The 26,711-nt window shown below is 71.9% G+C and carries 27 protein-coding genes and 1 pseudogene; 13 read left to right on the top strand and 15 right to left on the bottom strand.

The window, feature by feature from the left end:
* Positions 1-278 precede the first annotated feature (278 nt).
* Positions 279-1,412, top strand: coding sequence for a glycoside hydrolase family 12 protein (locus IEY61_RS01530; RefSeq protein WP_189040388.1), 1,134 nt, complete (start codon positions 279-281; stop codon positions 1,410-1,412).
* 87 nt (positions 1,413-1,499) lie between these two features.
* Here IEY61_RS01530 and IEY61_RS01525 read toward each other — a convergent pair whose 3' ends face one another.
* Positions 1,500-2,288: an aldo/keto reductase gene (locus tag IEY61_RS01525; protein WP_189040387.1), complete on the bottom strand. Its 789-nt coding sequence runs from the start codon at positions 2,286-2,288 to the stop codon at positions 1,500-1,502.
* 187 nt (positions 2,289-2,475) lie between these two features.
* On the opposite strand from IEY61_RS01525, the gene IEY61_RS01520 reads away from it, so the two are divergent.
* Complete coding sequence (locus tag IEY61_RS01520) at positions 2,476-3,669, top strand: threonine synthase (protein ID WP_189040516.1); 1,194 nt, start codon at positions 2,476-2,478, stop codon at positions 3,667-3,669.
* 129 nt (positions 3,670-3,798) lie between these two features.
* Here the strand turns inward: IEY61_RS01520 and IEY61_RS01515 are convergent, their stop codons facing one another.
* Positions 3,799-4,188, bottom strand: a complete 390-nt coding sequence (locus IEY61_RS01515; RefSeq protein ID WP_189040386.1) for a cupin domain-containing protein — start codon at positions 4,186-4,188, stop codon at positions 3,799-3,801.
* 265 nt (positions 4,189-4,453) lie between these two features.
* Positions 4,454-4,933: a septum formation initiator gene (locus IEY61_RS01510; protein ID WP_189040385.1), complete on the bottom strand. Its 480-nt coding sequence runs from the start codon at positions 4,931-4,933 to the stop codon at positions 4,454-4,456.
* 101 nt (positions 4,934-5,034) lie between these two features.
* Between IEY61_RS01510 and IEY61_RS01505 the strand changes: the two genes are divergently transcribed.
* The 3 genes from IEY61_RS01505 (at position 5,035) to IEY61_RS01495 (ending at position 7,802) form a co-directional block, all read left to right on the top strand.
* On the top strand, positions 5,035-5,730 hold the full coding sequence (locus IEY61_RS01505; protein WP_189040384.1) for a response regulator transcription factor: 696 nt from the start codon (positions 5,035-5,037) through the stop codon (positions 5,728-5,730).
* Entirely contained in the window at positions 5,727-7,043 is a 1,317-nt protein-coding gene (locus tag IEY61_RS01500) for a sensor histidine kinase (RefSeq protein WP_189040383.1), read from the top strand. The genes IEY61_RS01505 and IEY61_RS01500 overlap by 4 nt, the downstream gene beginning before the upstream one ends.
* Positions 7,044-7,304: 261 nt before the next feature.
* Positions 7,305-7,802 (top strand): PepSY domain-containing protein, encoded by a 498-nt coding sequence (locus tag IEY61_RS01495; RefSeq protein ID WP_189040382.1) that lies wholly within the window; start codon positions 7,305-7,307, stop codon positions 7,800-7,802.
* Between the two features lie 264 nt (positions 7,803-8,066).
* On the opposite strand, the pseudogene IEY61_RS30965 reads toward IEY61_RS01495, so the two are convergent.
* Positions 8,067-8,264 (bottom strand): annotated as a pseudogene (locus IEY61_RS30965) (sulfotransferase domain-containing protein); the annotation flags it as partial.
* A 217-nt stretch (positions 8,265-8,481) separates the two neighbouring features.
* Here IEY61_RS30965 and IEY61_RS01485 point away from each other — a divergent pair.
* Entirely contained in the window at positions 8,482-9,558 is a 1,077-nt protein-coding gene (locus IEY61_RS01485) for a beta family protein (RefSeq protein ID WP_189040381.1), read from the top strand.
* 4 nt (positions 9,559-9,562) lie between these two features.
* Here the strand turns inward: IEY61_RS01485 and IEY61_RS01480 are convergent, their stop codons facing one another.
* The 4 genes from IEY61_RS01480 to IEY61_RS01465 form a co-directional block, all read right to left on the bottom strand.
* On the bottom strand, positions 9,563-9,844 hold the full coding sequence (locus IEY61_RS01480; protein WP_189040380.1) for an adhesin: 282 nt from the start codon (positions 9,842-9,844) through the stop codon (positions 9,563-9,565).
* A 269-nt stretch (positions 9,845-10,113) separates the two neighbouring features.
* Complete coding sequence (locus tag IEY61_RS01475) at positions 10,114-10,458, bottom strand: DUF1330 domain-containing protein (protein ID WP_189040379.1); 345 nt, start codon at positions 10,456-10,458, stop codon at positions 10,114-10,116.
* Between the two features lie 116 nt (positions 10,459-10,574).
* Positions 10,575-11,576 (bottom strand): hypothetical protein, encoded by a 1,002-nt coding sequence (locus IEY61_RS01470; protein WP_229705604.1) that lies wholly within the window; start codon positions 11,574-11,576, stop codon positions 10,575-10,577.
* Between the two features lie 194 nt (positions 11,577-11,770).
* Positions 11,771-12,367 (bottom strand): pentapeptide repeat-containing protein, encoded by a 597-nt coding sequence (locus tag IEY61_RS01465; RefSeq protein WP_189040378.1) that lies wholly within the window; start codon positions 12,365-12,367, stop codon positions 11,771-11,773.
* Between the two features lie 73 nt (positions 12,368-12,440).
* Between IEY61_RS01465 and IEY61_RS01460 the strand changes: the two genes are divergently transcribed.
* From IEY61_RS01460 to IEY61_RS01450, 3 genes are all read left to right on the top strand, one after another.
* The gene (locus tag IEY61_RS01460; RefSeq protein ID WP_189040377.1) at positions 12,441-13,673 is read left to right on the top strand and encodes a serine hydrolase domain-containing protein; all 1,233 of its coding nucleotides are present in this window, start codon (positions 12,441-12,443) and stop codon (positions 13,671-13,673) included.
* A gap of 84 nt (positions 13,674-13,757) precedes the next feature.
* Entirely contained in the window at positions 13,758-14,399 is a 642-nt protein-coding gene (locus tag IEY61_RS01455; protein WP_189040376.1) for an NAD(P)-dependent oxidoreductase, read from the top strand.
* A gap of 108 nt (positions 14,400-14,507) precedes the next feature.
* Positions 14,508-15,950, top strand: a complete 1,443-nt coding sequence (locus IEY61_RS01450) for a M28 family peptidase (protein WP_229705603.1) — start codon at positions 14,508-14,510, stop codon at positions 15,948-15,950.
* Between the two features lie 43 nt (positions 15,951-15,993).
* Here IEY61_RS01450 and IEY61_RS01445 read toward each other — a convergent pair whose 3' ends face one another.
* Both IEY61_RS01445 and IEY61_RS01440 read right to left on the bottom strand, forming a co-directional pair.
* Positions 15,994-16,458: a PPOX class F420-dependent oxidoreductase gene (locus IEY61_RS01445; protein ID WP_189040375.1), complete on the bottom strand. Its 465-nt coding sequence runs from the start codon at positions 16,456-16,458 to the stop codon at positions 15,994-15,996.
* A 45-nt stretch (positions 16,459-16,503) separates the two neighbouring features.
* On the bottom strand, positions 16,504-17,133 hold the full coding sequence (locus tag IEY61_RS01440) for a DUF6642 family protein (RefSeq protein ID WP_189040374.1): 630 nt from the start codon (positions 17,131-17,133) through the stop codon (positions 16,504-16,506).
* 313 nt (positions 17,134-17,446) lie between these two features.
* On the opposite strand from IEY61_RS01440, the gene IEY61_RS31920 reads away from it, so the two are divergent.
* Positions 17,447-18,220: a D-Ala-D-Ala carboxypeptidase family metallohydrolase gene (locus tag IEY61_RS31920; RefSeq protein WP_189040373.1), complete on the top strand. Its 774-nt coding sequence runs from the start codon at positions 17,447-17,449 to the stop codon at positions 18,218-18,220.
* 83 nt (positions 18,221-18,303) lie between these two features.
* Here IEY61_RS31920 and IEY61_RS01430 read toward each other — a convergent pair whose 3' ends face one another.
* The 3 genes from IEY61_RS01430 to IEY61_RS01420 all read right to left on the bottom strand — a co-directional run bounded on the left by IEY61_RS01430 (position 18,304) and on the right by IEY61_RS01420 (position 20,930).
* On the bottom strand, positions 18,304-18,864 hold the full coding sequence (locus IEY61_RS01430; protein ID WP_189040372.1) for a hypothetical protein: 561 nt from the start codon (positions 18,862-18,864) through the stop codon (positions 18,304-18,306).
* Positions 18,865-18,978: 114 nt separating this feature from the next.
* The gene (locus tag IEY61_RS01425; RefSeq protein ID WP_189040513.1) at positions 18,979-19,716 is read right to left on the bottom strand and encodes a response regulator transcription factor; all 738 of its coding nucleotides are present in this window, start codon (positions 19,714-19,716) and stop codon (positions 18,979-18,981) included.
* Positions 19,692-20,930, bottom strand: coding sequence for a sensor histidine kinase (locus tag IEY61_RS01420; protein WP_189040371.1), 1,239 nt, complete (start codon positions 20,928-20,930; stop codon positions 19,692-19,694). Before IEY61_RS01420 ends, IEY61_RS01425 begins: the two co-directional genes overlap by 25 nt.
* Before the next feature lie 131 nt (positions 20,931-21,061).
* Between IEY61_RS01420 and IEY61_RS01415 the strand changes: the two genes are divergently transcribed.
* Positions 21,062-22,018 carry an ABC transporter ATP-binding protein gene (locus IEY61_RS01415; protein ID WP_189040370.1) on the top strand — a complete coding sequence of 319 codons (957 nt, stop codon included), beginning with the start codon at positions 21,062-21,064 and terminating at the stop codon, positions 22,016-22,018.
* Entirely contained in the window at positions 22,015-22,794 is a 780-nt protein-coding gene (locus IEY61_RS01410) for an ABC transporter permease (RefSeq protein WP_189040369.1), read from the top strand. Before IEY61_RS01415 ends, IEY61_RS01410 begins: the two co-directional genes overlap by 4 nt.
* Positions 22,795-22,807: 13 nt before the next feature.
* On the opposite strand, the gene IEY61_RS01405 is transcribed toward IEY61_RS01410, so the two are convergent.
* Complete coding sequence (locus IEY61_RS01405; RefSeq protein WP_268240612.1) at positions 22,808-24,046, bottom strand: RNA-guided endonuclease InsQ/TnpB family protein; 1,239 nt, start codon at positions 24,044-24,046, stop codon at positions 22,808-22,810.
* A gap of 66 nt (positions 24,047-24,112) precedes the next feature.
* Between IEY61_RS01405 and IEY61_RS01400 the strand changes: the two genes are divergently transcribed.
* Positions 24,113-24,814, top strand: a complete 702-nt coding sequence (locus tag IEY61_RS01400) for a YqeB family protein (RefSeq protein WP_189040368.1) — start codon at positions 24,113-24,115, stop codon at positions 24,812-24,814.
* Between the two features lie 80 nt (positions 24,815-24,894).
* On the opposite strand, the gene IEY61_RS01395 is transcribed toward IEY61_RS01400, so the two are convergent.
* Entirely contained in the window at positions 24,895-26,463 is a 1,569-nt protein-coding gene (locus IEY61_RS01395) for a M28 family metallopeptidase (protein ID WP_229705601.1), read from the bottom strand.
* Positions 26,464-26,711: the final 248 nt, after the last annotated feature.

Here is a 26,711-nt window from a genome sequence, read left to right as displayed (position 1 = left end):
CGGCCCGCCGACACCGCTCCTCGGCGCGGCGCGCCGACCCGTCGTCGCTGGTCAGCGCCGAACAGAGGGTGAGCGGGTGACCGACGGGCGAGGCGGCGGCGCACCTCACATTCGGCACATATCCCCGTACCGGTTGCGCTCGTTGTTTCATGCATGTAAATGTGACGATGAGCATGGGAGCGCTCCCGGGCTCGCCCGCGCGGCCGAGAGCGTTCTCCGACCGCTCCGTCCGCAACCCGTCCCGGCGTCGCAGGTGGCGCCGCAGCGCAAGGAGCAACATGAAACGTCCCCTGCGGGCCATCATGGCCGTCGGCCTGCTCGCCGCCGGCTCGATCGTCGCCGTGGCCCTCGGCGGCACCGCCTCCGCCGACACCCAGATCTGCGAGCAGTACGGCTCCACGGTGATCCAGAACCGCTACGTGGTGCAGAACAACCGCTGGGGCACCACCGCCCAGCAGTGCATCAACGTCACCAGCAACGGCTTCGAGATCACCACCCAGAACGGCAGCAACCCGACCAACGGCGCTCCGACGGCGTACCCGTCGGTCTTCTTCGGCTGCCACTACACCAACTGCTCGCCCGGCACCAACCTGCCGATGCAGGTCAGCCAGATCAGCAGCGCGACCAGCAACATCAACTACCGGTACGTCAGCGGGGCGATCTACAACGCCTCGTACGACATCTGGCTCGACCCCTCCCCGAAGCGGGACGGGGTGAACCAGATGGAGATCATGATCTGGCTCAACCGGCAGGGTTCCATCCAGCCCATCGGCTCCCCGGTCGGCAACGCCAACATCGACGGCCGCAACTGGGAGGTCTGGCGGGGCAACAACGGCGGCAACAACGTCATCTCCTACCTGGCCCCGTCCGCGATCAGCGGCGCGAACCTCAACCTGCTGACCTTCATCAACGACACCCGTAACCGGGGCGCGATCACCAACTCCTGGTACCTGACCAGCATCCAGGCCGGGTTCGAGCCCTGGCAGGGCGGCGCCGGTCTGGCCGTGACCAACTTCTCGGCCGCGGTCAACGGCGGCGGCAACAACCCCCCGCCGACGACCAACCCCCCGCCGGCCACCACGCCGCCGCCCTCGGGCAACGCCGCGTGCGCGGTGAAGTACACCGCCAACTCGTGGAACAACGGCTTCACCGCCGACGTGCAGATCACCAACAACGGGTCGAGCACGATCAACGGCTGGACGCTTACGTACTCGCTGCCCTCCGGTCAGCAGGTCACCAACTCGTGGAACGCCACGGTGAGCCAGAGCGGCTCGTCGGTGACCGCCCGCAACGTCGGCCACAACGGCACGATCGCCCCTCGCGGCACCGCCAGCTTCGGCTACCAGGGCACCCTCAGTGGTGCGTACTCCAACCCCAGCAGCTTCACCCTCAACGGCACCCGCTGTAGCTGAAAGGAAGGGCCCCTTCTTAACGCCTCGTGCATAGGAAGGGGCCCCTTTTAACACCCGTTCCAGCGGTCGCCACCTGACGGCAGGTGGTCAGCCCTTGCCCAGGGCGTCGATGTCGCGCATCTCCTCGACGGTCAGCGCGAAGCCGAAGACGTCCGCGTTGGCCCGGATCCGGTCCGGCGTCACCGACTTCGGGATGACCACGATCTCGTGGTCGATGTGCCAGCGCAGCACCACCTGGGCGGGCGAGACGTTGTGCGCCCCGGCGATCCGGGTCAGCACCGGATCGGACAGGTCGCTGGTCTTGAACGGGCTGTAGCCCTCCAGCACCACCCCGCGATCACGGTGCTCGGCGTGCCGCTGCCGGTCGTACAGGAACGGGCTCCACTTGATCTGGTTGACCGCCGGATTCTCCTCGGTCGCCTGGATCAGCTCGTCGATCTGCGTGGTGCTGAAGTTGCTCACGCCCACCACTCGGGTCAGGTTCGCATCCCGTGCGGCGAGCATCTCCCGCCAGGTCGGGATCAGGTCTCCCGGCTCGGCCGGCGGCCAGTGCATCAGCCACAGGTCGACCCGGTCGACGCCGAGGGCGCGCAGGCTCTCCTCGATCGTCTCCCGTTCCCGGCCGACCCGCTCCGGCGGCAGCTTGGTGGTGATGAAGACGTCCTCCCGGGGCAGTCCGCTCTCCCGTAGGGCCCGGCCGATCTCCTCCTCGTTGCCGTACATGGTGGCCGTGTCGATGTGCCGGTAGCCGGCGTCGAGCGCGGCCAGCACCGCCTTGAAGCCGGCCTCACCGGTGGCCTGCCAGGTGCCGAAACCGAGCAGCGGGATCCGGACGTCGCCGGGGAGAAGGGCGGCGGGGTGGTCAGCGTGCTCCATACCGACCGTTCTACCCCCGATCACCACCGCCATGCCCACAATCAGGGGACCGGCACGCCGGCCCGTTTTGCCGGACAATGCGAGTGCGGCTGACTGGCCGGCAGGGCGGCGGCGACGGCCACCGGCTCGGCGGACAGCAGCCCGGCGCAGCGCAGCATCGACGCGAGCTGATACGGCGAGGAGCATGGTGTACCTGACCCACCTGGAGTGCCCGCGCTGCGGACGGAAGCACGACGCCGGCGTACCACAGAATCTCTGCGGCTGTGGCTCCCCGCTGCTGGCCCGCTACGACCTCGCGGCGGTGGCCGCGGCGGTCGAGCCGGAGCGCTTCGGGCTGCGTCCGGCGGACCTGTGGCGCTACCGGGAGTTGCTGCCGGTGACGGACCCGGCGTGCGTCACCACCCTCGGCGAGGGCTGGACCCCGATGCTGCGCGCGCCCGCGTACGGCGACCAGGTCGGCGTGGACGACCTGCTGGTCAAGGACGAAGGGCTGATGCCGACCGGTTCGTTCAAGGCGCGCGGCGCGGCGGTGGGCGTGAGCCGCGCCCGCGAGTTGGGCATCCGGCGGATCGCCATGCCGACCAACGGCAACGCGGGCGCCGCCTGGGCCACCTACGCGGCCCGCGCCGGGATGGGCGCGACCATCGCGATGCCGCTCTCCGCGCCGGCCATCTGCCGCCGGGAGTGCGTGGCCGCCGGCGCCGACCTGCGCCTGGTCGACGGGCTGATCGGCGACGCCGGGCGCCAGGTCACCGCGCTCGTCGCGGCCTCGTCGGGCGCCATCTTCGACGCCGGTACGCTGCGCGAGCCGTACCGGCTCGAAGGCAAGAAGACGATGGGGTACGAGCTTGTCGAGCAGTTGGGCTGGCAGGTGCCCGACGTGATCGTCTACCCGACCGGTGGCGGGGTGGGCCTGATCGGCATCCACAAGGCCCTCGGCGAACTGCGGGACCTCGGCTGGATCGAGGACAAGCTGCCCCGACTGGTGGCGGTGCAGTCCACCGGCTGCGCGCCGATCGTGCGGGCGTTCGCCGCCGGGGAGGATCGGGCCCGGCCCTGGGCGGACGCGCGCACCGTGGCGTTCGGGATCACCGTTCCGGCGCCGCTCGGCGACGAGCTGATCCTGGCCGCGCTGCGGGCCACCGCCGGCACCGCGATCGCGGTGGACGACGACGAACTCCTCGCCGACCTGCGCGACTTCGCCGCCTGGGAGGGACTGCTGCTCTGCCCCGAGGGCGCAGCCTGCCTGACCGCCGTGCGGAAACTGCGGGCCGGCGGCTGGATCCGAGCCGGCGAACGGGTGGTGGTGCTGAACACCGGCGCCGGCGTGAAGTACCCGGAGACGGTGGACGTCTCCGGCGTACCGGTCCTGCCTCGGTGAATCCCCAGTCGACGCGCGCTCGACCGCCTCACCTCCGTCGATCTTGCACTTTCCGTCGCCACATATCCTCTTGAAGGCGGCGAAACGGCGACCACATGTGCAAGATCGACGGGGTTGGGGTGGACGCGGTCAGGTCGGTGGCTCGTCCTTTCCGGCGGCCTCGGCCCGGTCGGCCTCCTCCTTGGTCCGGTGCACCGCCTGGTCGGCGTGCTCCGGCGGGCCGTAGACGGTGTAGAGCACCAACGGATTCGGTCCGGTGTTGACGAAGTTGTGCTTGGTGCCGGCGGGTACGGCCACCAGGTCACCCTGGGCGACCTCGCGCTTCTCGCCGGCGACGCGGGCCTCGCCGGCGCCGCTGACGAAGGTGAGGATCTGATCGATGCCCTCGTGGACCTCCTCGCCGATCTCACCCCCCGCCGGGATGGTCATGATCACGAGTTGGGTGTTCTTCCCGGTCCACAGCACGCGCCGGAAGTCCGGGCTCTTCTCGGCGACGGTCGCGATGGTGAAATGCTCCATGCCCCGCACATACCCCGTTACGGGCCGGCACACGCCGCGACTCGCAAATAGTGGAATCGGCCACGGTCCGAGGGTTTGCCCCGCCGCCGAACGGGGATCGACACCATCGATCGGCGATGCCGGTCACGCCAGGTCCCCGCTGACGTACCGCCGTACGGCTGCGGTGGTGGGAGACGGCCGAGCGCGGCGACGTTCCGATCCTCGTGACGGAACGGCGCCGCGCGCTCGTGCCGTCTCCGCCGGGGCGCGCCGCGGTGAAGGGTGCTCAGTCGTCGTCGGGCTCCAGCACGGGCACCCCGCCGACACACCGTACCGACAGCTCGTACTCGCCGCTCGGGCCGACGAACGTCACCTCGACGTCATCGTCGGGGCCACGGTCGACCTCGTCGACCCGGTACCCCTGCCGCGGCGACCACGTCGCCAGCCAGGCTCCGCTCGGCCGGCACTCGGCGACCGCGCTGCCGCCCGGGGTGGTGAAGCTGCGCCGGTTGCCGGCCTCGGCGCTCGGGCTGGCCGGCTGCGCCGTGGGACTCTGCGGCGTCTGGGCCGGGGTGTCGGTCCGCGCGGTCGGCGTGGCCGGCGCCGGCTCGGTCAACGCGCGGGCGACCTCCTGCTCGCTGCGGACGCCGCCCGGGGTTCCGGTGAGGCTCTCCCCCACCACTTGGATGGCGGCGAGCCCGATCAGGGTGGCGATCAGCGCGGTGGCCAGCCAGCCGGCGACGGCGAGGACGGTACGGCGACCCATCACCCGACTATGCCCGACCCGGGGTTGACACGACCTTCGGGCCAGCCTAAGGGAAGGTTAAGGATCGGCCGTTCCCGCTGGCCGGGGATACCCTGCCTGCTGTGGCCCGTCTGCTGTTGATCGAGGACGACCTCACCATCCGTACGCCGCTGGTGCGGGCGCTGCGCGAGCGTGGACACGCGGTCGCGGCGGCGTCCACCGCCATGACCGGACTGCGCGACGCGCTCGACGACCGACCCGACCTGGTCGTGCTCGACCTCGGGCTACCCGACCTGGACGGCCGCGAACTGCTGCGGATGCTGCGGGCGGTCAGCACGGTGCCGGTGATCGTCGCCACCGCCCGGGACGACGAGACGGAGATCGTCCGGGTGCTCGACGCCGGGGCCGACGACTACGTGGTCAAGCCGTTCACCGCCGCCCAGCTCGACGCGCGGGTACGGGCGGTGCTGCGCCGTGGGCCCGGCGGGCCCGCCGACCAGGATCCCACCCTGGTGATCGGTGGGCTGCGGATCGACCCCCGGTCACGGCAGGTCAGCGTCGACGGCGGGCCGGTCGAGCTGACCCCCCGCGAGTTCGACCTGCTGCGGCACCTGGCCACCCGGGTCGGTGAGGTGGTGACGAAGCGGGAGCTGCTGACCGAGGTGTGGCAGATCCCGTACGGCGGTGCGGACAAGACCGTCGACGTGCATCTGTCCTGGCTGCGCCGCAAACTCGGCGAAAGCGCCCAGCAGCCGCGCTACCTGCACACCGTGCGCGGGGTCGGGGTGCGCCTGGTGGCACCGGGGGCCGACGGATGAGAGCACGGCTGGCGCTGCTGGTCGCGGCGGTCAGCGTACTCATCGTGATCGCTTTCCTGGTGCCGCTGGCGCTGCTGCTGCGTACCGCGGCCGTGGACCGGGCGACCGTACGGGCCACGGCGGACGCGCAGAGCCTCGCCCCGGTGGTCGGTACCGCCGACCCGGAGACCGTCCGGCTGACCGTCGAGCAGCTCGCCGCCGAGTCCGGCCGGCCGGTCAGCGTGTTCCTGCCCGACGGCGACGTGCTCGGCTCCCACAGCCCGCGTACCCCGGCGGTGGAACTGGCCGGGCGGGGGCAGAGCCTCACCGCGGAGTCGGCCGACGGTCGGGAGGTGGTGATCGCGGTGCAGGGTCGACCCGATGGCACGGCGGTCATCCGCACCGTCGTGCCGTACGCCGAGATGACCGCCGGGGTGGGCCGGGCCTGGCTGGTGCTGGCCCTGCTCGGAGTGCTGCTGGTGCTGATCGGCCTGGCCGTGGCCGACCGGCTGGCGCGCAACCTGGTCCGCCCGATCGACGAACTGTCGGCGGTGTCACACCGGCTGGCCAACGCCGAGCTGGAAGCGCGGGTGCAGCCGGCCGGACCGGCCGAACTACGAGAGGTGGGCGGGGCCCTCAACCATCTGGCGGGCCGGATCCAGGAACTGCTGGTGCAGGAGCGGGAACAGGTGGCCGACCTGTCACACCGACTGCGGACCCCGCTGACCGCGTTGCGGTTGGAGGCCGAGTCACTGCGTGACCCGCAGGACGCCGCGCGCATCACCGACGCGGTGGACGGGCTGGAACGCGCCGTCACCGGCCTGATCCGCCAGGCCCGCTGGCGTACGCCCACAGCCGGCGCGGCGAGCACCGACGCCGTGGCCGCCGTTACCGACCGGGTGGCGTTCTGGTCGGTGCTGGCCGAGGACACCGGGCGCGCGGTCGAGCTGGACCTGGCACCGGGTCCGCTGCCCGTCGCGGTGCCGGCCGACGAACTGGCGGCGGCGGTGGACGCCCTGCTGGGCAACGTCTTCGCGCACACCCCGGACGGCACCGCCTTCGCCGTGCGGCTCGCGCCCGGCGGCGATCACGTCATGCTGACCGTGGCCGACGAGGGCCCCGGCATAGCGGCCGACTCGGTGCGCCGCGGCGCCAGCCAGGCCGGGTCGACCGGTCTCGGGCTGGACATCGCCCGCCGGGCGGCCCAGGCCAGTGGCGGCCGGCTGGAGTTGGGCGAGCGACCCGGCGGCGGGGCCGAGGTGATCCTCCGGCTCGGCCGAGCGACCGGCACGCCCGAGCCTCAGACCCGAGCCTCAGGTTCGCCCGTGCGGTGACCGACCGGCGAGATCCCATGCGGTGACCGCCGCTGACCTCCGCAGCCAGTTGATCGACTCCGTTCCGTCGGTACGGCGGTGTCCGATCGGTCGGGACACCGCCATCACGGCGAAACGGCGATCGCCTCACTCACAGAGCGGACCACGACAACCGACAAGACCCCCGACCACACGCTTAACCGGTCGTTAGCGTTCCGACAGCGCGCCGCTATCGCGCCGGCACCGATCCTCGATCCCAACAACCGAGGGAAGGTGGAGACGATGAGGCGCAATCCCCTGCTTCTGGCGTCGGTCGGCGGCGTGGCGGCGGTGCTCGCGGCGATCGGTGTGTTCCTGGGCGTGACGGCGGCCGACAACGACCGCGCGCGGCAGACGACGCTGACCGCCGCGACCAGCGACCCGACGACCACAGCCGACCCGACGACCACAGCCGGCTGGACGACCGCAGGCGATCCGACGACCGCGGGCGTCCCGGACGACGCCACGCCGCCCGGCACCGGTGCGCCGGCCACCGGCGAGGACGCGGTGAACAGCGAGCGGGCCGGCGAGATCGCGCTGGCGCACGTCGGCGGCGGCCAGATCACGGAGATCGAGCGGGACCGGGAGAACGGCCGGCCGGTCTGGGAGGTCGAGATCGTGCGGGGCGACATCGAGCATGAGGTTGACATCGACCGGGAGACCGGCCAGGTGGTCAAGGCCGAGCAGGAGCCGGTCGACGACGACCGCAACGACGACGATGACGACCGCGACGACGACTGACGCCTCGTGGGCCGGGGCCTGGGCTCGAGCCCAGGCCCCGGCTCGGCTGGCGGCGACAGCGGGCGGCGTCAGCGCTCCATCCAGGGCCTCGCGCGGATCCGGATCCGCGTCGATCCAGCGTACGAGCGACTCCTGCACCGAGGGGAGGGAGCGGGCGGACTCCGGTGCTGCGGGTTGGCCGGTCAGCGCGGCGAGGCGGGCCCGGTCCAGGTTCGCGCTCTGGTGGTGCAGCGAGACCGCCGCGTCCAACGGATGCCGGCCCACCACGATGTAGTGCACCCGGGGATCGGCCGGTATGCCGTCCAGCGGGGTGTGGCTCTTGATGAAACGGCGGTGCCGCTGGGCGGCCAGCCGGGCGTACACCGTCTCCGCCGGTTCGACCAGCCAGTCCAGCCAGGGCGACAGCTCGGCCAGTGGTGCCGGCAACTCCGGCGCACGCAGCACCAGCAGCGCGCAGATCATCTGCATCCAGGTGGTCCCGCTCTTGGAACGGGTGCTGATCACGATGTCGCCCGGACGACGGGGAAAGTCCCGCCACCGGGCGCTGTCCTCGTCGGGTGAGCGGTACCGGGGGTGGGGCGTCGGGCATTCGCCGACGATATTCGGCCGGTCGGCCCACGTCCGGGCTGTTTCGCCGGCTTGCTCTGTCGGCTGCGCGAAGGGGTGGCTACGATGAGTTATGACGCCTGGCTGCGGGGGCCGGGCGGCGCACGTGGTCTACCGCCCCATTCTGCCCGCCCGACGGGGCGAGCTGGAGGCGCTCGGTCACCTCGACGCCGCGCTGGCCCCGACCATCGCCCCGATCCTGCGTCTGTCCGACGTGGATCGGCTTGTCGTGGATGCCATCGGCCGGATGCCGCTGGGGCTCGTTCCGGCCGTCGACACCAGCGACCGACCCGACCTGGCCGAGATCGATCCGGCCCGCTGGGGCGTACCGCTGATGCCGGTGATCGGGTTCGCGGACGGTGACCGACGGCTGACGGCGCACGGCGTCGCGGCGCGCGCCTACACCGGGCGGGCCGTGGTGCGGCTGCGGCTCGGCCAGGACCGCGCCGGCCCCGACGCGACCACCGCGGCGATGGAGCGGATCTGGCGGTACGCACGACTGGCCCCCGAGCAGTGCGACCTGCTCGTGGACTGCGGTGACGTGTGCTGTCCGGCGGACGTACGGGCGACCGAGCCCCGGGTCCGGCGGGTGCTGGACTGGGCGCGCCGGCACGCGTGGCATTCGGTCAGCGTGGTGGCCGGTGGGATGCCGCCGACGCCGTACCGGCTGCCCACCGACGAGCCGGTACGGCTGGACCGCTGGGACTGGCTGCTCTGGCAGCGGCTGGCCGACCTCGACGTGGGGTTCGGCGATTACGGCGTGACCCCGGCGACGCCCGGCCCGGAGCTGGGCGGCGACAGGCTGCCGACCGTCCCTTACACCGCTGACGGCGCCTGGTGGGTCTACCGCTGGTCGCGCCGGGGCGGGCGGGGTGACGAGCGGGTGACCGACCTGTGCCGCACCCTGGTGTCGGCGCCGCACTGGGCGCCGGCCGGGGCGGGCTTCTCCTGGGGCGACCACGAGATCCTGCGCCGGGCCCGACGGGTGGCCGGCGGCGGGTCGGCCACCAACTGGATCGCGTGGAGCACCTCGCACCACCTTGCCCACGTGCTCGACGCGTTGCGGCAGCCGGCTCGTGATCCGGCCCGACGACCCATCCCGGCTCCGTCGCGGCGCGGCCGCACGCTGCGTCCGAGGGTGACCGGCTGAGCCGTTACGGCCTCTCGGTGAACCCGAACTGCACGATGCCCTCGTCGTCCACGGTCGCGTCGACCGAGGCGTCGCCGAGCAGGTCGGCGGCGTCGGAGTCGAGGAAGATCCGGGCGCCCTGGTTGTCGACCACCTGGTCACCCTCGATCGGCGCGGCGACCAGTTCGACGGTGAGCGACCCGGCCACGGTGTCCGCGGCGATGCGTACGCCGCCATCTTCGGCGACATCCTGCTGGTTGGCGAGGTCACGAATCACCAGGACGGCGTTGTCGGTCATCGTGAGCATGGTGGGAACTCCTCGTGGGTTTGTTGGCGTCCGGATGCGTCACGCCCGTGTTGCGGTCTCGTGGGACCGGACTCGGCCCATTCACCGGCGGTGGACCACCGTCATATCGGGGCAGCCCAGCGCCCCTCGCACTGCCCACGGTGCCCGCTGCCGAAGCATTCGTCAAATAGCCGATCGCCAATACAGTTAGCCAGCATGACGCCACCGAAAGCGGGTAGAACATCGTGTTTTGGCGCATCTTCTTTCGGCGGGCTGAGGAGGTCCGCGGCTCAGCCGGCCGCCTGTGCCCGCAGCGCTGCCGCCTTCTGGCCCGGCTGGAAGCCCGGCGGGACCCCGTCGAAGATGATCGCGGAACCGCCGATGTGCCGGGTCCGCAGCGGCAGAATCTCCTGGTAGGCGCGTGACTCGTACCAGCCCTGCGCCTGCTCACGGTCCGGAAACTCGAGGATGACCAGGCTGCCGGGCCACTCCCCCTCCAGCACCGTCACCGCGGGGCCATGCACGACGAACCGTCCCCCGAACGGTTCGAGGGTGGCCTGGATCCGTTCCAAATAGATCAGGATGTCCTCGTTGACCTGCGGATCGTGCAGATGGGCCAGTGCGTAGGCGGGCATCGTCGTCCTCCCCGTTCGGTGTCCCGCCGGGCGGTGGCCACGGACGGTCCTGGCAGTCTGCCTCAGATGCACCGGCGCTGCCGTCCCGGTCCTCACCTGTGTTGTGGCCCTCGCTTTCACCTCAGGGCAAGGGCTTGGAGGGCGACGTTGCCGCAGTGCGGGGTGAAGGTTTCCTCGACCGTCCAGGTGAGCAGCAGCCGGGTCCCCTCCGGTGCCTGGAACCGGACGGTGACCTGGGTGGACTGGCTGGTGTGCCGCTCCTCCAGGCGAAGGCTGCGGCCGGCGCCGCCGTCGGAGAGCCGGACGTCCAGGCGGCCCCGGGCCATCCAGACGCCGAGGTAGACGGTGGCGGTGCGCGGCTGGCCGTCAGCGACGACGGCGAGTTCGAAACCGTTGCCCGCGCCGCAGGTGAAGACCCCGTCGGGCGTGGGGTCGGCCGACTCGACCGGCGTGCCGTCGCGCCACCGGAACAGCTCCTGGTTGCCGTCCCAGCCGCTCCGCTCGCCCCGGCCGCCCAGGTCAAGGATCTCGGCGGAACCGTCGCGTTTGCGCACCGTCGCCCCGGCACCGCCCAGCCCCCAGTGCACCCAGTCGCGCCGGCCCAGGTCGGTCAGGTCCACGGTGGCCGGGATGTCCGCGCGGCTCACGGTCAGCGTCGACGCCGCGGGCGCCGGTGCCGTGCCGGGAGTCAGACTGCTTGGGCTGGGACTCGGCGACCGCTCGCGGGGCCGCAGCCCGGGCACGGCGGGAGCGGTCGGCACCGGGCTCGGCAGGCTCGGCCGCCCGACCACCGCCGGCAGGCCGTCGGACTCCGCCGGGGTGTCCGGGATCGGCTCCGACCACCAGTTCACGAACCCGACCAGGGCCAGGAGGCCGGCGAAGGCGGCTACGGTCTCGACCGCGCAGCGGCGGCGCCGACGGGCACGGACCAGCCGGCGGGCGCCGCCCCGACTCTCGCTCGTCGACCGTGGCGGACGCCGGTGGGCCGCCGCGCGACGAGGCAGGTGGTCCCGGACGCCGCCGACGCGGACCGAGCGGTGTCGGGATCCGCCGCGGTGGGCAGCCCCGCTGGGGCGGATCGGCCTGTCACCGCTTGGCGCGGGAGCTTCCTCGGCCACCGACTCTCCACTTCTGCAGGGCCGGACTCACACCCGGCGCCCTCGACCCGAACGCGGGGCCGACTCACATTCGCATCAAGGGACCCGTTCGCGCTAGTGCGCGCGGAATGCATCCGATCGGCGGCATTTCCGGGACTGCCGGAGCCGGCGTGTCTGCTGTCCAGATCGCCAATGCACGGCTCGATGCCGCGCGGTCAGTCGCGGATGTCGAAACCGAGTGCCCGGGCCAGGGTCGCGGCCTGAAAGACGTCGATGATCGTACCGGCCCGCTGCACCGCCGTCGGTTCCAGCCCGGCCAGGTCGCTGCCACGAAGGTCCGCACCGGACAGTCGGGTGCCCCGCCACTGCACGTCGGAAAGGTCGACGCCGGTCAGCGTCGCCCCGGACAGGTCGGCCCCGGACAGGTCGGCCTCCCGCATGCGTACGCCGGTGAACCGCCCGCCGCGCAGGTCGGCTCCGGCCAGGGTGACGAAGGACCAGTCGCCGCCGGTGACCGTCAGCGGGCGCAGGTCACACCGGTCGAAGGTGCTGCCGATGACCTTGCAGCCGGTGAACTCCGCCTCGAACAGGTTGCACCGGATGAACGTGCAGCGGGTGAAGGCCGAGTCGGTGTGCCGGGAGACGTTGAACTGCACGTCGCCGAAGGTGCATCCGACGAAGGTGGCGCCCCGGCTGGTCGCCTCGGTCAGGTCGACCCGGTGGAAGGCACAAGCGACGAAGTGCCGGTCAGCCAGATCCTCGGCGTACCAGTCCTCGTCGTGGAAGGTGACGTCCTCGATCGGCTCCGGCATGCCAGCAGGCTATCCAGCGGCACCGACACTCACGTCTTCCCTGGCATGCGTACCGGCCGGTAGGTTCGGTCGGGTGAGTACGACACGCAGCATCAACGCGGCACGGCTCGGCTTCGACCCGGCGCGGCTGGCCCGGATCGACGAGCATTTCGGCAGGTACGTCGACGACGGCCGGCTCCCCGGCTGGCAACTGGTCGTCACCCGACGTGGCGAGATCGCGCACGCCTCGACGTACGGGCTGCGCGACCGGGAGGCCGGCACACCGGTGGCGGACGACACCCTGTGGCGGATCTACTCGATGACCAAGCCGATCACGTCGGTGGCGGCGATGATCCTCTGGGAGGAGGGCCACTTCGAGCTGACCGACGAGATCGGTCGCTGGCTGCCCGAGTTCGCCGACATGCGGGTCTACTCGAAGGGGTCGACGCTCAAGCCGTACACCGTGCCGGCGATCGAGCCGATCCGGGTCTGGCACCTGCTCACCCACACCGCCGGGCTGACGTACGGCTGGATGCAGACCTCCGTGGTCGACGGCCTGTACCGGGCCGCCGGTTACGACCTCTACCCACCGGCGGACGTCGACCTGGCCGAGGCCAGCCGGTCCTTCGGTGCGCTGCCGTTGCTGTTCCAACCCGGCACCGCCTGGGGCTACTCGGTCGCCACCGACGTGCTGGGCCGGCTGATCGAGGTGGTCTCCGGGCAGAGCCTGGACACCTTCCTCGCCGAACGCGTCCTGCGTCCGCTCGGCATGGACGACACCCGCTGGTACGTCGACGGCGCCGACACCGCTCGGCTCGCCGCGCTGTACGTGGCGGACCCGGCGACCGGCCGGGCGGTGCGCCACGACGCGCTCGGCGACCTCGCGTACGAGAAGCCGGCGCTGCTCTCCGGCGGCGGCGGGTTGATCTCCTCGGCCGCCGACTACCACCGGTTCACCCAGGCGCTGCTGCGCGGCGGGGAACTGGACGGGGCACGCGTGCTCGCCCCCCGCACGGTACGCCTCATGGCCCGCAACCATCTGCCCGGCGGCCAGGACCTCGGGACCCTGTCCACCGGCGGGTTCGCCGAGACCACCCTGGACGGGGTCGGGTTCGGCCTCGGCTTCGCGGTGGTGGACGACCCGATCCCGGGCCGGCTGGCGAGCAGCGTCGGCGAGTACTACTGGGGCGGGGTGGCCAGCACCGCGTTCTGGATCGATCCGGCCGAGGAGATCACCGCCCTGTTCTTCACCCAGCTGATGCCGTCGAGCACCTGGCCGATCCGGCCGCAGCTGCGGCAGCTGGTCTACTCCGCGCTGCTCGACTGAGATCCCGCGGGATCACCTCGACTGAGATCCTGCGGGATCGCCGTTCCGGGCCCGGCCGGCGGGCCCGGTCCATAGCCTGGGACCGTGAACGACATCGTCGTGTTCGGAGCGGGTGGCACCGCCGGCTCGCGGATCGTGGTGGAGGCGTTCGACCGGGGGCACCGGGTCGTCGCCGCGGTACGCCGGCCGGAGGCCACCTCGTACCTGCCGGCCGGGGTCCGGGTGGTCACCGGGGACGCCACCAGCGAGCGCAGCGTACGTGAGTTGGCGCCGGAGGCGGACGCGCTGGTGGTGGCGATCGGCGGGGGTGAGCGTACCCTCTGGCCCGACGCGGTCCGGGCGCTGCTCGGCGCGCTGCGGGACATGCCGGCCGCCCCGCGGATCATCCACGTCGGCGGTGGCGCCACCCTGCTCACGCCGGCCGGTACCCGGCTCCTGGACGAACCGGACTTTCCCGAGGAGTACCGCGACGCGGCGGTGGGCCAGGCGGAGGCGTTGGACCTCTACCGCTCCTCGGCCGACGGGGTGAGTTGGACGTACGTCTCCCCGCCGCCGCTGGAGTTCCATCCGGGTGCACGCACCGGCCGGTACCGCACCGGCACCGACCATCCGGTGACCGATGCCCAGGGCCGCAGCGCGCTCAGTTACGAGGACCTGGCGGTGGCGGTCGTCGATGAGATCGAGCGGCCGCAGCACCGGAACATGCGCTTCACCGCCGCCTATTGACCTTCCGATCTTGAGGAGCGGCAGCTCACCCGTTAGATTCGAGCATCTGTGACCTGGGCTACACACCCCTGACCGCCCGGGTCGGACCTCGAATCGGGAGGCGCCGTCTTGTCTTCGCTCGACGACACCGTGACACCCTCACACGAATCGTCCCCCTCCGTCGGCTCCAGCTTCTTCAACCGGCGACGGATGTTGACCGTCGCCCTCGGCGGTGCCGCCACCGTGGCGCTGCCCGCGCCCGCCTGGGCCGCCACCGACCAGCGCCCGGGCGCGCACCGGCCGCCGAAGCTCACGCCGGATGACCGGAAGGTCATCGCGCAGCTGTCGAGCCGGCGCGCGCTGGAGCACCTGAAGGTGCTCTCCGAGGACATCGGGCCGCGGATCGGCGGCACCGACTCGGAGCGCCGGGCCGCCAACTACATCGCCGGCCAGCTCGACAAGCTCCGCTACGACACCACCCTGCAACCGTTCGCGGTGGCCGACAAGTTCCTCGCCCAGTTCAGCTCGCCGGCCGGCCTGCCCACGGACCTGAACTGGCAGGCCGGGGCGAGCGCGCACGCGGCGCTGGACACCAGCGTCACCGCCTCGGTGGTCGACGTACGGGCGGGCGCGGCGGACGACTTCACCGCCGACGCCGCCGGCAGGATCGTGCTGGTGGACTACGTCGCGGCCCAGCGTGAGCAGGTGGCGGCGCGGGCGGTGGCCGCCGGCGCGGTCGCGGTGGTCTTCCTCCCGGCCGACCTGGTCGAGCCCCGCCGGGCGCAGGCGTTCTCCCCCACCCTGCCCGGCTCGGCCAACTCGCCGCTGCCGATCCCGGTGGTCGGCGTGGCCCAGGCGCAGAAGCAGCGACTGCGGGCCCTGCTGGCCGCCCGTCCGCTCACCCTCACCATCGCCACCACCGCGCACCGCGGGCTGACCTCGTACAACGTGCTCGCCGAGCGGCAGGGGCGATCGGGGCCGAACGGCCCGGTGGTGATGGTCAGCGCCCACTACGACTCGGTGATCGGCGCGCCGGGCGCCAACGACGACGGCTCCGGCACGGTGCTCTGCCTGGAGCTGGCCCGGGTGTTGAAGGCGATCCCGATCAACGCCACCGTCCGGTTCGCCCTGTGGGGCTCGGAGGAGCAGGGCCTGATCGGCTCGCGTTACCACGTCCGTGAGCTGCCGCAGGCCGAGCGCGACCGGATCCTCGCCGTCTACCAGAACGACATGGTCGCCACCAGCTGGGACCCGGCGACCCGGTACTGGCTGCTGTCGTTCACCGGCCAGAGCAACCGGGCCACCGACGAGGTCACCGCCGCCGCTCAGCGGCTCGGCTACCAGCCGCAGATCTCCCCGGTCACCCAGCGTGGGGCCAGCGACCACCAGTCGTTCCAGGAGGTCGGCATCGCCAGCGCGAACTTCTCCTGGCGGGGTGAGGAGTCGCCGGCGCTGCTGGAGCCGCCGTACCACAGCCCGGAGGACACCATCGCCAAGAACATCAGCCTGGAACGGCTCCAGGTGTCGATGGAACTGATCGGCTGCGCCGCCTACGCGACGGCACGGTCCTGACTCGTCGGGCGGGGTGCGGCGCGGGCCGCACCCCGCCCGTGTCTCAGTCGGCCAGCCGGGCCGGGAATCCGCCGGTGGCCACCGGGCCCCACGAGGTGATGGTGACCCGGATCAGCGACTTGCCCTGCCGCACCATCGCCTCCCGGTACTCGTCCCAGTCCGGGTGCTCGCCGGAGATGCTGCGGAAGTACTCCACCAGCGGTTCGAGGGCCTCGGGCAGATCGAGCACCTCGGCGGTGCCGTCGATCTGCACCCAGGGGCCGTTCCAGTCGTCGGAGAGCACACACGCCGATACCCGCGGGTCACGCCGGATGTTGGCGACCTTCGCGCGTTCGGGATAGGTGGAGATCACCAGACGGCCGGCGGTGTCCACCCCGGCGGCGACCGGCGAGGACTGCGGGCGGCCGTCGGCGCGGGTTGTCATCAGCACCACCCGGTGTCGCGGGCGGAGGAACTCCAGGAGTGCGTCCCGGTCGACCCGGGTGTTGCGTGCGATCGTGCGTGACATCGTTCGTTTCTACCAGCCGACGGCGGAGCGACCGACCGACAGCCGTCAGGCGGAGCGGCCGGCCGACGCCTGGCGGGGCACCCGAGGTCGGGCCGACGGCCGCCACGCCCGGCCGTTGGCGTAGATCACCCGGAAGCCGAGGTAGGACGCGAGGGGCGCCCAGTGCGCCGAGCCCATCCGCAACTCGGCGGCATTGTTCCGCTGGCCGTTGGCGAGCACGTCGAGCAGGACGGTCTCGAACGCGGCCGACTCCACCCAGTCCACCTCGCGGGTGAAACCGCAGATCAGCGCCGCACCGGTGACGTCGAGGAATTCGCGCAGCACCGCTTCGGGGGCACGCAGCACCGAGCAGCTGCCGAAGTAGATCCGCCGCCCCTCGCAGCGCCCCGCCATCCGCTCGGCCACCTCGGTGAGCTCCACCGAGTGCCAGTCGGTCAGGCACAACCGGTTCGGCTCGCCGTGCATGGCGAAGAACCCGAGCCGGTGGTCGGCGTACTGCTTGAGCAGCCAGCGGTCGATGAAGTAGAACAGCTCGTCCCGGGTGGCCGCGTCCTTGTGGATGAACCGGACCCGGCCCAACCGTTCGAGCAGTTCGAGGGTGGGCAGCACGGAGCTCCGCTCGTTGAGGTCCCGGTGCCACTGGCCCTCGACGCAGAAGATCCCACCGCGCGCCACGCCGCCTCCCCGTCGTCGCCCGCGCTGACGTTACCGGCCCGCCCCGACCAGGCAACATCACCCTCGGTGCGACCTGGTGCGACTTTCCGCACAGTAATTGCCGGGTCGATGGCCTCTGCGACTGGGCAGGGTGAATGTCCGGTTCGCAAATACCGCCCATTCTCAGCCGATACTCAGACAAGGCGAATAGTGAGCGTAATTCCGGTTAATAACCGCGAAGAGCTCCTTCCGGTGCGAGGGTGGATTCACGGGACGGCTCGGTGCCGAAGTCCCGGATGTCACCCCATTCGCCTGTCTATCGGGAGGACCACCCGTGCGCGTTCACGCCTTGAAGCGGGCCGTCGTCGCCCTCGCACTGGCGCTACCGGGTGCCGCGATCGCCTCGGTGGTCGCCGCGCCAGCCGCCCATGCCGACGGCTGTTACACCTGGGAGCGCAGCCTCTACCAGGGTCTCTCCGGCAGTGACGTACGCGAGCTGCAGGTGCGGGTGGCCGGCTGGGCCGGTCGCCGCGACATCGTGGAGCTCGACGGCAGATACGGCCCGAAGACCGCCGCCGCGATACGCCGGTTCCAGGCCGCGTACGGGATCCGGGTCGACGGGATCGCCGGGCCGGAGACCTTCGACAAGCTCTACCAACTCCAGGACAACGACTGCACGCCCCGGCACTTCATCTACGCCGAGCTGGACGACGGCTGCGGCCAGGGCGGCTGGACGGGTGGCCCGTTGACGGCCGACCAGACCCGGCAGAACGCCCTGCGCACCATGTGGAAACTGGAGGCCCTGCGCAGGAGCCTCGGCGACGATCCGCTGATCGTCACCAGCGGCTTCCGCGACCGCAGCTGCAACAGCCGGGTCGGCGGCGCGACGAACAGTCAGCACCTCTACGGCAACGCCGCCGACGTCATCTCGAACGACCGGTCGCTGTGCCAGATCGCCCGCCAGGCCCGCAACCACGGCTTCAGCGGAATCGTCGGCCCCGGCGTGCGCGGGCACAACAGCCATGTCCACGTCGACTCCCGGCGGGAGAACAACCGGGACGGCATCCCGAACCGCACGTACTGGTCCGCGCCCAACTGCGGGATCTGAGGCGGCGACGCCGGTCCGGGCGCGGGCGGGGAAATGACCGCGCGTTCCGGACCGGCGTCGTACCGCCGGCGGGCGAGTCTTGCTCAGCTCGCCCGCGGCCAGCGCGGCGCGGTGGCGGGGGGTGCCACCGGCCGGCCGGTGCCGGGGGTCCGGGCAGTGGTCCGGGCCGTGGGAGCCGCCACCCGGGGAACGGGACCCCGTGCCGGGTGGCCGGCGGCACGGTCCGGACGCGCCGGATAGCCGGGCGCGCGCTCCGGACGCGGCGGATAGCCGGCGGCACCCTGCGGACGCGCCGGATAGCCCACGGCACCCTGCGGACGGGCCGGGGGACGTCCCGGGTTCGGCCCGTTCACCAGGAACGGGAACGGCACGTGCACGAACGGGTTGCCGTGCCGGATCAGGGCGTCGAGCTGCCGCTCGTTCAGCCCGTGGGTCAGCAACACCTGCCGGCCCCACCGGTGCAGCCGGCAGGGGAACCGGGCACCGTCGTTGCGGCACAGCGCCCCCGAGGGCCACTCCTCCGCCGCGTGCACGACCACCGCCCGGACCGCCAGCCGGACGTCCTCGGGGGTCAGTGATGTCGGGACCGGCAACTCGCCCAGAATCTGATCGATGGGATCCGTCGACTGCTCATCAACTCGCACGGCAGGCCTCCCGAAGCTCCGGTAGCGATGCGCTTGAGCACCGCACCTCGCGCATTGGTACGGCTGCCGGAGCGGGATGGTTCAACGAGGTTTCCGCGCCTTCGCCGGAACCGGTCAGGCCAGACCGGCGTCGTGCACGAGCAGCGCGATCTGCACCCGGTTGGTCAGGCCGAGCCGGGTCAGCAACCGGGAGACGTACGCCTTGACGGTGGCCACGCTCATGAACAGCTCCCCGGCGATCTCGGCGTTGGTGCGGCCCTGGCCGACGGCGAGCGCGACCGCGCGTTCCCGCTCGGCGAGACCGGCCAGCAGCCGCAGCGCGCGCTCCCGGCGCGGGTCGCTCGCGGTCGGCGCGGTGACGTGCTCGATGAGGGTGCGGACGACCGTCGGGGACAGCGTCGCCTCACCCGCCGCCACCCGGCGTACCGCCCGCACGATCTCGGCCGGCGGGGTGTCCTTGAGCAGGAAACCGCTCGCGCCGGCCCGCAAGGCGCGCAGCACGTACTCGTCGGCCTCGAAGGTGGTCAGCACGAGCACCTCGGGCGGTCGGGGCGACGCGCGCAGGGCCTCCGTCGCGGCCAGCCCGTCGACCCGGGGCATCCGGATGTCCATCAGCACCACGTCCGGCCGGCAGGCGGCGACCGCGGCCGCGACCTCACTGCCGTCGGCCGCCTCCCCGACCACCTCCAGGTCGGGCGTGCCGCCGAGGATCATCGACAGCCCGGCCCGCACCAGCGCGTCGTCGTCCACGATCAGGATCCGCACCGGCTGCTCCTCCCCTGCTGGCGAGGCGGGCCTCTGCCGGGCCGACGGGCCACCCTCGCCGGTCACGTTGCCGGCCAGGGCAGCCAGGCGGCCAGCCGGAAGTCGCCGGTGCCGTCGCGGCCGTGCTCCAGCCGCCCGCCGGCGAGCTGCACCCGCTCGGCCACGCCGACCAGGCCGGTGCCGGCGCCGGGGATCGGCTCGGCCGTCTCGCCCACCGGCCACCGGTTGCGGATCTCCACGGTCAGCCCGTCGGTGGGCGCCCCGCGCAGTTCGACCGTGACGGCGGCGCCGGTGGCGTGCTTGCGGGCGTTGGTCAGCCCCTCCTGCACGATCCGGTAGGCGGTGCGGCCGAGCGCGGCGGGCAGCCGATCGGCGGCACGGACCTCGTCACGCAGGTCGACGCGGACCCCGGCGGCCCGGGACTCGCCGACCAGCGCGGGCAGGTCCGCGATGGTGGGCTGCGGACGCTCCGGCTCGACGGCGAGGGAGTTCTCGGCCCGCAGCACGCCGATCACCTCGCGCAGGTCCTGCAGGGCGGCGTGGGCGCTGCCCCGGATGACCCCGGCCGCCCGGGCCACCTCCTCGGCGGGGGCGTCGGGGCGGAACTCCAGCGCCCCGGCGTGCAGGCTGAGCAGCGAGATCCGGTGGGCCAGCACGTCGTGCATCTCGCGGGCGATCCGGGTGCGTTCCAGCTGCCGGGCCTGGGCCACCCGCAGTTGCTGCTCGGCCTCGGCCCGTTCGGCCCGCTCGCGCAGCGACAGCACCAACTGCCGGCGGGCCCGCACGAACATGCCCCAGGCCAGCACCAGCAGGGCGATCACCACCCCCCACACGGTGGAGGCCCAGTACGAATCGTCGGGCTCGGGCCGCAGCAGGGTGAAGAACATGTTGGTGACCAGGCCGGCCGCGGTGATCGCCAGGGCCACCGCCGTGCGCCGGTGCACCACGACCGTGAAGTAGATGACCAGCAACGGAATCCCGGCGGCCATGGAGAACATCGTCAGCGGCAGCGTCGCCAGCGCCAGCCCGAGCGGCCAGCGACGGCGCACCCAGAGCGCCCCCGCGCAGCCCAGGCCGAGCCACGCGTCCGCAGCCACCATCCAGGCGTACGGCAACCGCTCGGCGAGCAACGGATCCGGCGAGGCCGCGTCGGCCGTGGCCCCCAGCACCCAGCCGACGGAGACGAGGAAGCAGAAGCTGTCGACCAGCCAGTCCCGGGTCGTCCGGCGAGGGTGGCGGCGGGTCGTGCCGAGCGAGCCCGGCAGCAGGCCCGGGTGCTCGACGACGACAGCGCTGGTCACAGCCGCAATGGTAGGCAGCCCTCGGAGGCCGGGCCAGCGACCAAAGTCGAGACCTGGACGTCGACCTTGGTCTACCGGCGCACGACCCTCGGCCGCTGCGGGCAGCCGGGTGGTTCCGGCAGCCTCGCAGCATGATCGAGGTAACTCAGCTCACCAAACGGTACGGGCGGCACACCGCCGTGCAGGACGTGTCGTTCCGCTGCGAACCGGGCACGGTCACCGGTTTTCTCGGCCCCAACGGGGCCGGCAAGTCGACCACCATGCGGATGATCTGCGGACTCACCCTGCCGACCGCCGGCAGCGCCACCGTCGCCGGGCGGCCCTACCGGCACCTGCCCAATCCGGGCCGGCTGGTCGGAGTGCTGCTGGACGCCTCCGCTCAACACGCCGGGCGCACCGGCCGGGAGGTGCTGACCGTGGCCGCCGCCACCATGGGGGTCCACCGGCGGACGGTGGGCGAGGCACTGGACCGGGTCGGGTTGGACGCGGTCGCGGCGAAGCGCCGGATCCGGGCGTACTCCCTGGGGATGCGTCAGCGGCTCGGCCTGGCGCACGCGCTGCTGGGCGACCCCCGGGTGCTGATCCTGGACGAGCCGGCCAACGGCCTGGACCCGGAAGGGATCTTCTGGATGCGCGGCCTGCTGCGCGACTTCGCCGATCGGGGCGGCACCGTGCTGCTCTCCTCACATCTGCTGCGCGAGGTGGAGGCGGTCGCGGACCGGCTGGTGGTCATCGGGGGCGGCCGGATCGTGGCCCAGGGCGACAAGGACGAGTTGCTGGCCGGCGGCGGCACGCTGGCGCGGGCCCGCGACCGGGCGGCGCTGCGCGGCGCGCTGGAGCGCGCCGGCCTGCCGGTCAGTGACGGCGCCGAAGGACTGCTGGTGCCCGCCGACAGCGAGGCGGTCGGGTTGGCCGCCGCGGCGGCCGGGATCGCCCTGACCGAGCTGCGACCGGCCGGCGCCGGCGGCCTGGAACAGCTCTTCCTCACCCTCACCGCCGAGGCGGACGCCCCCCGCCCCGCCGAGACCGTTGATCAACCCGCCGGGACCGGTGCCGCCGCCCGGCCGACCGAGGAGGCCGCCCGATGACGACCACCGCCAGCACGTTCGAGGTCACCCCGGCGGCGGAACGCCGGCCGTCGTTCGCCCGGCTCACCCTCGTGGAGGCGCGCAAGCTCGTCGACACCCGGGCCGGCCGCTGGCTGCTGATCACCATCGGGCTGATCACCGCCGCCGTCGTCACGCTCCAGCTGGTGTACGTGCCGGACGCCGAGCAGACCTTCGTCAACTTCTTCCTGTCGTCGCTGTTTCCGGTCGGGCTGCTGCTGCCGGTGCTGGGCATCCTCTCGATCACCAGCGAGTGGTCGCAGCGCACCGCGTCGACCACGTTCGCGCTGGTGCCCCGGCGGGAGCGGGTGATCGCCGCCAAGCTAGCCGCGCTGGTCGTGGCGGCGCTGGCGTCACTACTGGCGAGCCTCGCCCTCGCCGCCGTCGGCACGCTGGTCGCCGGTGCCACCGGCGGCGCGGGCACCTGGCGGATCGAGGGGATGCTGATCCTGCACGCGGCCGTGTTCCAGGTGGCCAACGTGCTGCTGGGCGCCGGTTTCGGGCTGCTGCTCCTGCACACGCCGCTGGCCATCGTGACCTACCTGGTGCTGCCGATCGCGTGGTCGATCGTCGGTGGGCTGGTGCGGCCGTTGCACCGTACGGCCGAGTGGCTGGACACCGGACGCACAATGGAGCCGCTGTTCGGCACCGAGATGACCGCCGGGCAGTGGGGGCGGCTCGGGGTGTCACTGCTGGTGTGGCTGGCCGTGCCGCTGCTCGCGGGGTTGGTCCGCACGATGCGTCGGGAGGTGGCTTGACTTCCTCCCCCGCCTAAAGGCGGGGGGTTCTCACTCTCGCGGGTGAAAGTTCCTGGTTCATCGCAGACAGCACGGAAGGAGAGCCTTCGTGTCTGACGTCCGCTCCGCAGGCGTTTATCGTCTCCACCAGCCCGGCGGCGACGGCGATGTTCTTGGCGGCGTTGATGTCCCGATCGTGTCGGGTGCCGCAGGATGGACACGACCAACGCCGTGTGTCGAGGGACAGCGTGGCGAGCAGATGCCCGCACGCCGAACACGTCTTGGATGACGGATACCAGCGGTCGGCCACGGCGAGGTGCCGGCCGTCACGGTGCGCCTTATAGGTCAGTATCTCGCGGAACTCGGCCCAGCCGCAGCGGGAGATCGCTTTGGCCAGCGACCGGTTGCGGACCATGTTCGCCACGGCAAGGTCTTCCACGGCGATGGCGTCGAACCGACGCACGAGGTCGGTGCTGGTCTTGTGGAGGAAGTCTCGGCGGGCGTCGCGCACCCGCGAGTGGGCGCGCGCCACCTTCCGCTTGGCCTTGGCCCGGTTCGCGGAGCCCTTCTTCCTGCGGGCCATCATCCGCTGGTACCGCTTCAATCGGCGTTCCCGCCGCTGCATGTGCCTCGGGTGCGCAATGCGCTCGCCGGTGGACAGAACCATGAAGTCAGTCAGGCCCAGGTCGACGCCAACAACCCGTCCGGTCGGCTCGGGCGCGGTAGGGGCGTCGATGTCGACGGCGAAGGTCACGAACCAGCGGCCGTCGGGGTCACGCGACACGGTGACCATCGTCGGGTCGAGCGTGGTCACGTCGATGTCGGGCCAGGACCACACGAACCGCAGCGTGCCGGGAGTTTTCCCCAGAGACAGGTTGCCGCCGCGCAGGCGAAACGCCGACCGAGTGTAGGAGGCGGACTGGCGTCCGTGTCTCGACTTGTAGCGGGGATACCTCGCCCGCTTCTGGAAGAACGCGGTCATGGCGGTGTGCTGGTGCCGCAACGTCTGCTGCAACGGCACGGAGCTGACGTCGTTGAGAAACGCCAGTTCCGGCAGTTTCTTCGCCTCGGTGAGCGCCCGGTCCGTCTCCGCGTAGGAGGTGGACTTGCGTTCGGTGTGCCAGCGGCGATGCCGGGCGGCGAGAGTCCGGTTCCAGACGACACGCACACACCCGAACGTGCGGTTCAGCACCGCCGCTTGTTCGGGTGTCGGGTAAGCCCGACACCGGTACGCCGTCCTCACACGACATATCTTACCAAAGGAGATGATCATGGCTGACAGGAAGTGGGCCGCCATTACTCCCCGCCCTGAACGGCGGGGCATCCTGGCGGCACTACGGTGACGGCGTACGGCACGCCGAGCGTGGTCAGCGGCGGCGCCGGCGAACTGCTGGCGCTCTGGGCCGGTATCCCGGTCGTCGGCGGCCTGGCGGGTGGGCTGCTGGCGGCCGGCGCCGGCTGGGTGGCCGGCCTGCCCTGGGCGCCGGTGCAGGGGTTGTTCCGCTGGGTCAACGGGCTGCCCGACACCTACGCCCTGGGCGGCGGGGTCGCGCTCGGCCTGGTGGCCGGGCTGGTGATCGGCGCGATCGGCACCGCCGAGCGGGTGCGGGTCACCGTGGACGGCACCCGGGTTCGGCTGCGCCGTGGCAGCACCGAACGGGAGACCGGCCGGTCGGAGACCCGGGTGGTCTTCGTCGACGGTAAGGACCTGGTGCTGCTCGACGCGGACGACGGCGAGTTGGCCCGGCAGACCTCCGACCTGCCGGCCGACCAGTTGGCCAGGGCGTTCCGGGAGCACGGCTGGCCGTGGGCGGAGGCGGACCCGCACCGGGAGGCGTACCGGCGCTGGGTGCCGGGGCTGCCCGGGCTGCCCGACGGCGCGGACGCGCTGCTGCGGGCCCGACAGGAGGCGCTGGAGGCCGGCCGGGGCGACGAGGCCCGCGAGCTGCGTACCGAACTGGGCCGCTACGGCGTGGTGGTCCGCGACGAGGGCAAGCGGCAGTACTGGCGATTGACCCGGTCGGCCCGGCCATCCGGCTGAGCCGATCGGGCGTCCATCCGGCTGAGCCGATCGGGCCGGGTCCCGAGGTGGGACCCGGCCCGGTCAGCAGGGCGCCTGGATTACCTGCAGTGCTTGTGGCCGTGCTTGTGGCCGTGCGGCTTGCCCTTGTGCTTGTCCTTGCCCTTGCCCTTGCCGGGCGTCTTGCCCGGAACGCCGTTCACGGCCGACGTGTCGTACGCGAACGTGAGCACCGCGGTGGCGACGGCGTCGGCGTTGACGTCAAGCGCGAAGACGTTGACGTTGCCCTTGAGCTTGTACTTCTTGCCCAGCGCCCGGTAAAGCGCGGCGTCGGCGCCGTCGGCGACCGGCGTCAGGCTGTCGCAGGCATGGTGGTAGCAGGGGTCGTACGCCTCCCCCGCCAGACCGCCGAAGAGGGCGGCCTCCTCGGCCGTCTTGAGGCCCTCTGCGCCGGTGAAGAGGCCACCGGCCGGGATGTCGACGTCGATGAACGCGCCGTAGTCCGAGCGGCCGCTGAAGTCCGCCGGCACGGTGGGCAGCTTGCGGGAGGCGAAGAACTCCTCGAACACCTTCTCGATCTGCGCCGACCCCTGCGGGCCCGGGCCGGAGCCCTCCTGCGCGGAGTCGTCGCCGTCGTACACCCCGAAGACGTAGTTCGGCGAACCGATCATGTCGAAGTTGAGGTACAGGGCGATGTCGTCGACCTGCTTCTCGGTCAGCGAGTCCACGTAGTACTGGGAGCCGATCAGACCGGACTCCTCCGCGCCCCACCAGGCGAAACGGACCGCGTTGTTCGGCTTCACCTTGGCCATCTGGAGTGCGACCTCGAGCAGCGCGGCGCTGCCGGTGCCGTTGTCGTTGTAGCCCGCCCCTTCCGGTACCGAGTCCAGGTGCGCCCCGGCCATCACCACGTTGTCGGTGCGGCCCTGCCGGGTCTGCGCGATGACGTTCTCGGTGCTGCGGATCTCGGAGGTGGTGTCGGCCTCGATGCGGAGCACCAGGCCGGCCGTCGCGGCGAGTTGCGCCCCGGTGCCGTACGACACGGCGACCGTCGGGATGCCGACCGGCTCGCCGAGGGTGCCGGCGTACAGGTCGTAGCGGTCCGAGTTGGCCTCCGGCGTGCCGTTGCCCTGGTTCATGATGATCGCGCCGGCCGCGCCGGCCGCCTCGGCGTTGGCGGCCTTGTCCCCGAAGGCGCAGGTGCCGCGCTGCATCAGGGCGATCTTGCCGGCGATGTCCACACCGGCGAAGTCGCTCGCCTCGCAGCCGGAGGACGAGTCGCGCGGCGGCGTGAGCGCGAGATCCACCGGGACCACCTGGCCCTCGGCGACCCCGCTACCGGAGTAGCTCATCAACTCGTAGTCGACGCCGTTGACGTAGGTGGTCGGGTTCGGCGCCACCTGCGCAAACGACGAGCCGAAGTCCTCGTAGTACGCGAAGTCGAACTGCTGCCGGCTCACCTGGTAGCCGGCCTTCTTCAACAGCCCCGCCACGTAGTCGGCGCTGGCGTCGTAGCCGGGCGTACCGGAGGCACGCGTGCCGTTGTTGGCCTTGGCGATGGCCTGGAACTTGTCGAGGTGCTTGAAGACACCCTCGACGGTCACCGCCTTGGTCAGCTTCTTGACGGTGTTGTTGTTCGGGCTCGCCGACGCCGGGCTTGCCAGCGCCACCGTGCCCAAGAGCGTGCAGGCCGCGATACCGGCAAGCACCCTCCTGCCTGAGAAAGGCACCACGATGTGCCACGTCCTTCCTCTGCGGGTATCCGGCTCCCGTACCCCCGTGCGCCGGATGTTCGTGCCATCCTGGTGCACATCGAGGCCAATGCAAAGAGTCTGTTCAGCCGAGACCGGTAGTTTTCTTGCCTGCTAACGATCATGCCGGCCCGGCAGGCGGCCCAGCGCGGCCAGCAATCCATCCG

Source organism: Micromonospora sonchi (genome assembly GCF_014646235.1).
In the GTDB taxonomy this organism is placed as follows: Bacteria; Actinomycetota; Actinomycetes; order Mycobacteriales; family Micromonosporaceae; genus Micromonospora; species Micromonospora sonchi.
The sequence above is the reverse complement of the archived record's forward strand: the minus strand, read 5'-3'. Positions and strand labels throughout refer to the sequence as shown.

What these genes read in the sequence shown, in the direction of transcription:
- IEY61_RS01530 (WP_189040388.1), top strand. Translation starts at nt 279, where the DNA reads ATGAAACGTCCCCTGCGGGCCATCATGGCCGTCGGCCTGCTCGCCGCC.
- IEY61_RS01525 (WP_189040387.1), bottom strand. Translation starts at nt 2,288, where the DNA reads ATGGAGCACGCTGACCACCCCGCCGCCCTTCTCCCCGGCGACGTCCGG.
- IEY61_RS01515 (WP_189040386.1), bottom strand. Translation starts at nt 4,188, where the DNA reads ATGGAGCATTTCACCATCGCGACCGTCGCCGAGAAGAGCCCGGACTTC.
- IEY61_RS01510 (WP_189040385.1), bottom strand. Translation starts at nt 4,933, where the DNA reads ATGGGTCGCCGTACCGTCCTCGCCGTCGCCGGCTGGCTGGCCACCGCG.
- IEY61_RS01500 (WP_189040383.1), top strand. Translation starts at nt 5,727, where the DNA reads ATGAGAGCACGGCTGGCGCTGCTGGTCGCGGCGGTCAGCGTACTCATC.
- IEY61_RS01495 (WP_189040382.1), top strand. Translation starts at nt 7,305, where the DNA reads ATGAGGCGCAATCCCCTGCTTCTGGCGTCGGTCGGCGGCGTGGCGGCG.
- IEY61_RS01485 (WP_189040381.1), top strand. Translation starts at nt 8,482, where the DNA reads ATGACGCCTGGCTGCGGGGGCCGGGCGGCGCACGTGGTCTACCGCCCC.
- IEY61_RS01480 (WP_189040380.1), bottom strand. Translation starts at nt 9,844, where the DNA reads ATGCTCACGATGACCGACAACGCCGTCCTGGTGATTCGTGACCTCGCC.
- IEY61_RS01475 (WP_189040379.1), bottom strand. Translation starts at nt 10,458, where the DNA reads ATGCCCGCCTACGCACTGGCCCATCTGCACGATCCGCAGGTCAACGAG.
- IEY61_RS01465 (WP_189040378.1), bottom strand. Translation starts at nt 12,367, where the DNA reads ATGCCGGAGCCGATCGAGGACGTCACCTTCCACGACGAGGACTGGTAC.
- IEY61_RS01445 (WP_189040375.1), bottom strand. Translation starts at nt 16,458, where the DNA reads ATGTCACGCACGATCGCACGCAACACCCGGGTCGACCGGGACGCACTC.
- IEY61_RS01415 (WP_189040370.1), top strand. Translation starts at nt 21,062, where the DNA reads ATGATCGAGGTAACTCAGCTCACCAAACGGTACGGGCGGCACACCGCC.
- IEY61_RS01410 (WP_189040369.1), top strand. Translation starts at nt 22,015, where the DNA reads ATGACGACCACCGCCAGCACGTTCGAGGTCACCCCGGCGGCGGAACGC.
- IEY61_RS01405 (WP_268240612.1), bottom strand. Translation starts at nt 24,046, where the DNA reads ATGATCATCTCCTTTGGTAAGATATGTCGTGTGAGGACGGCGTACCGG.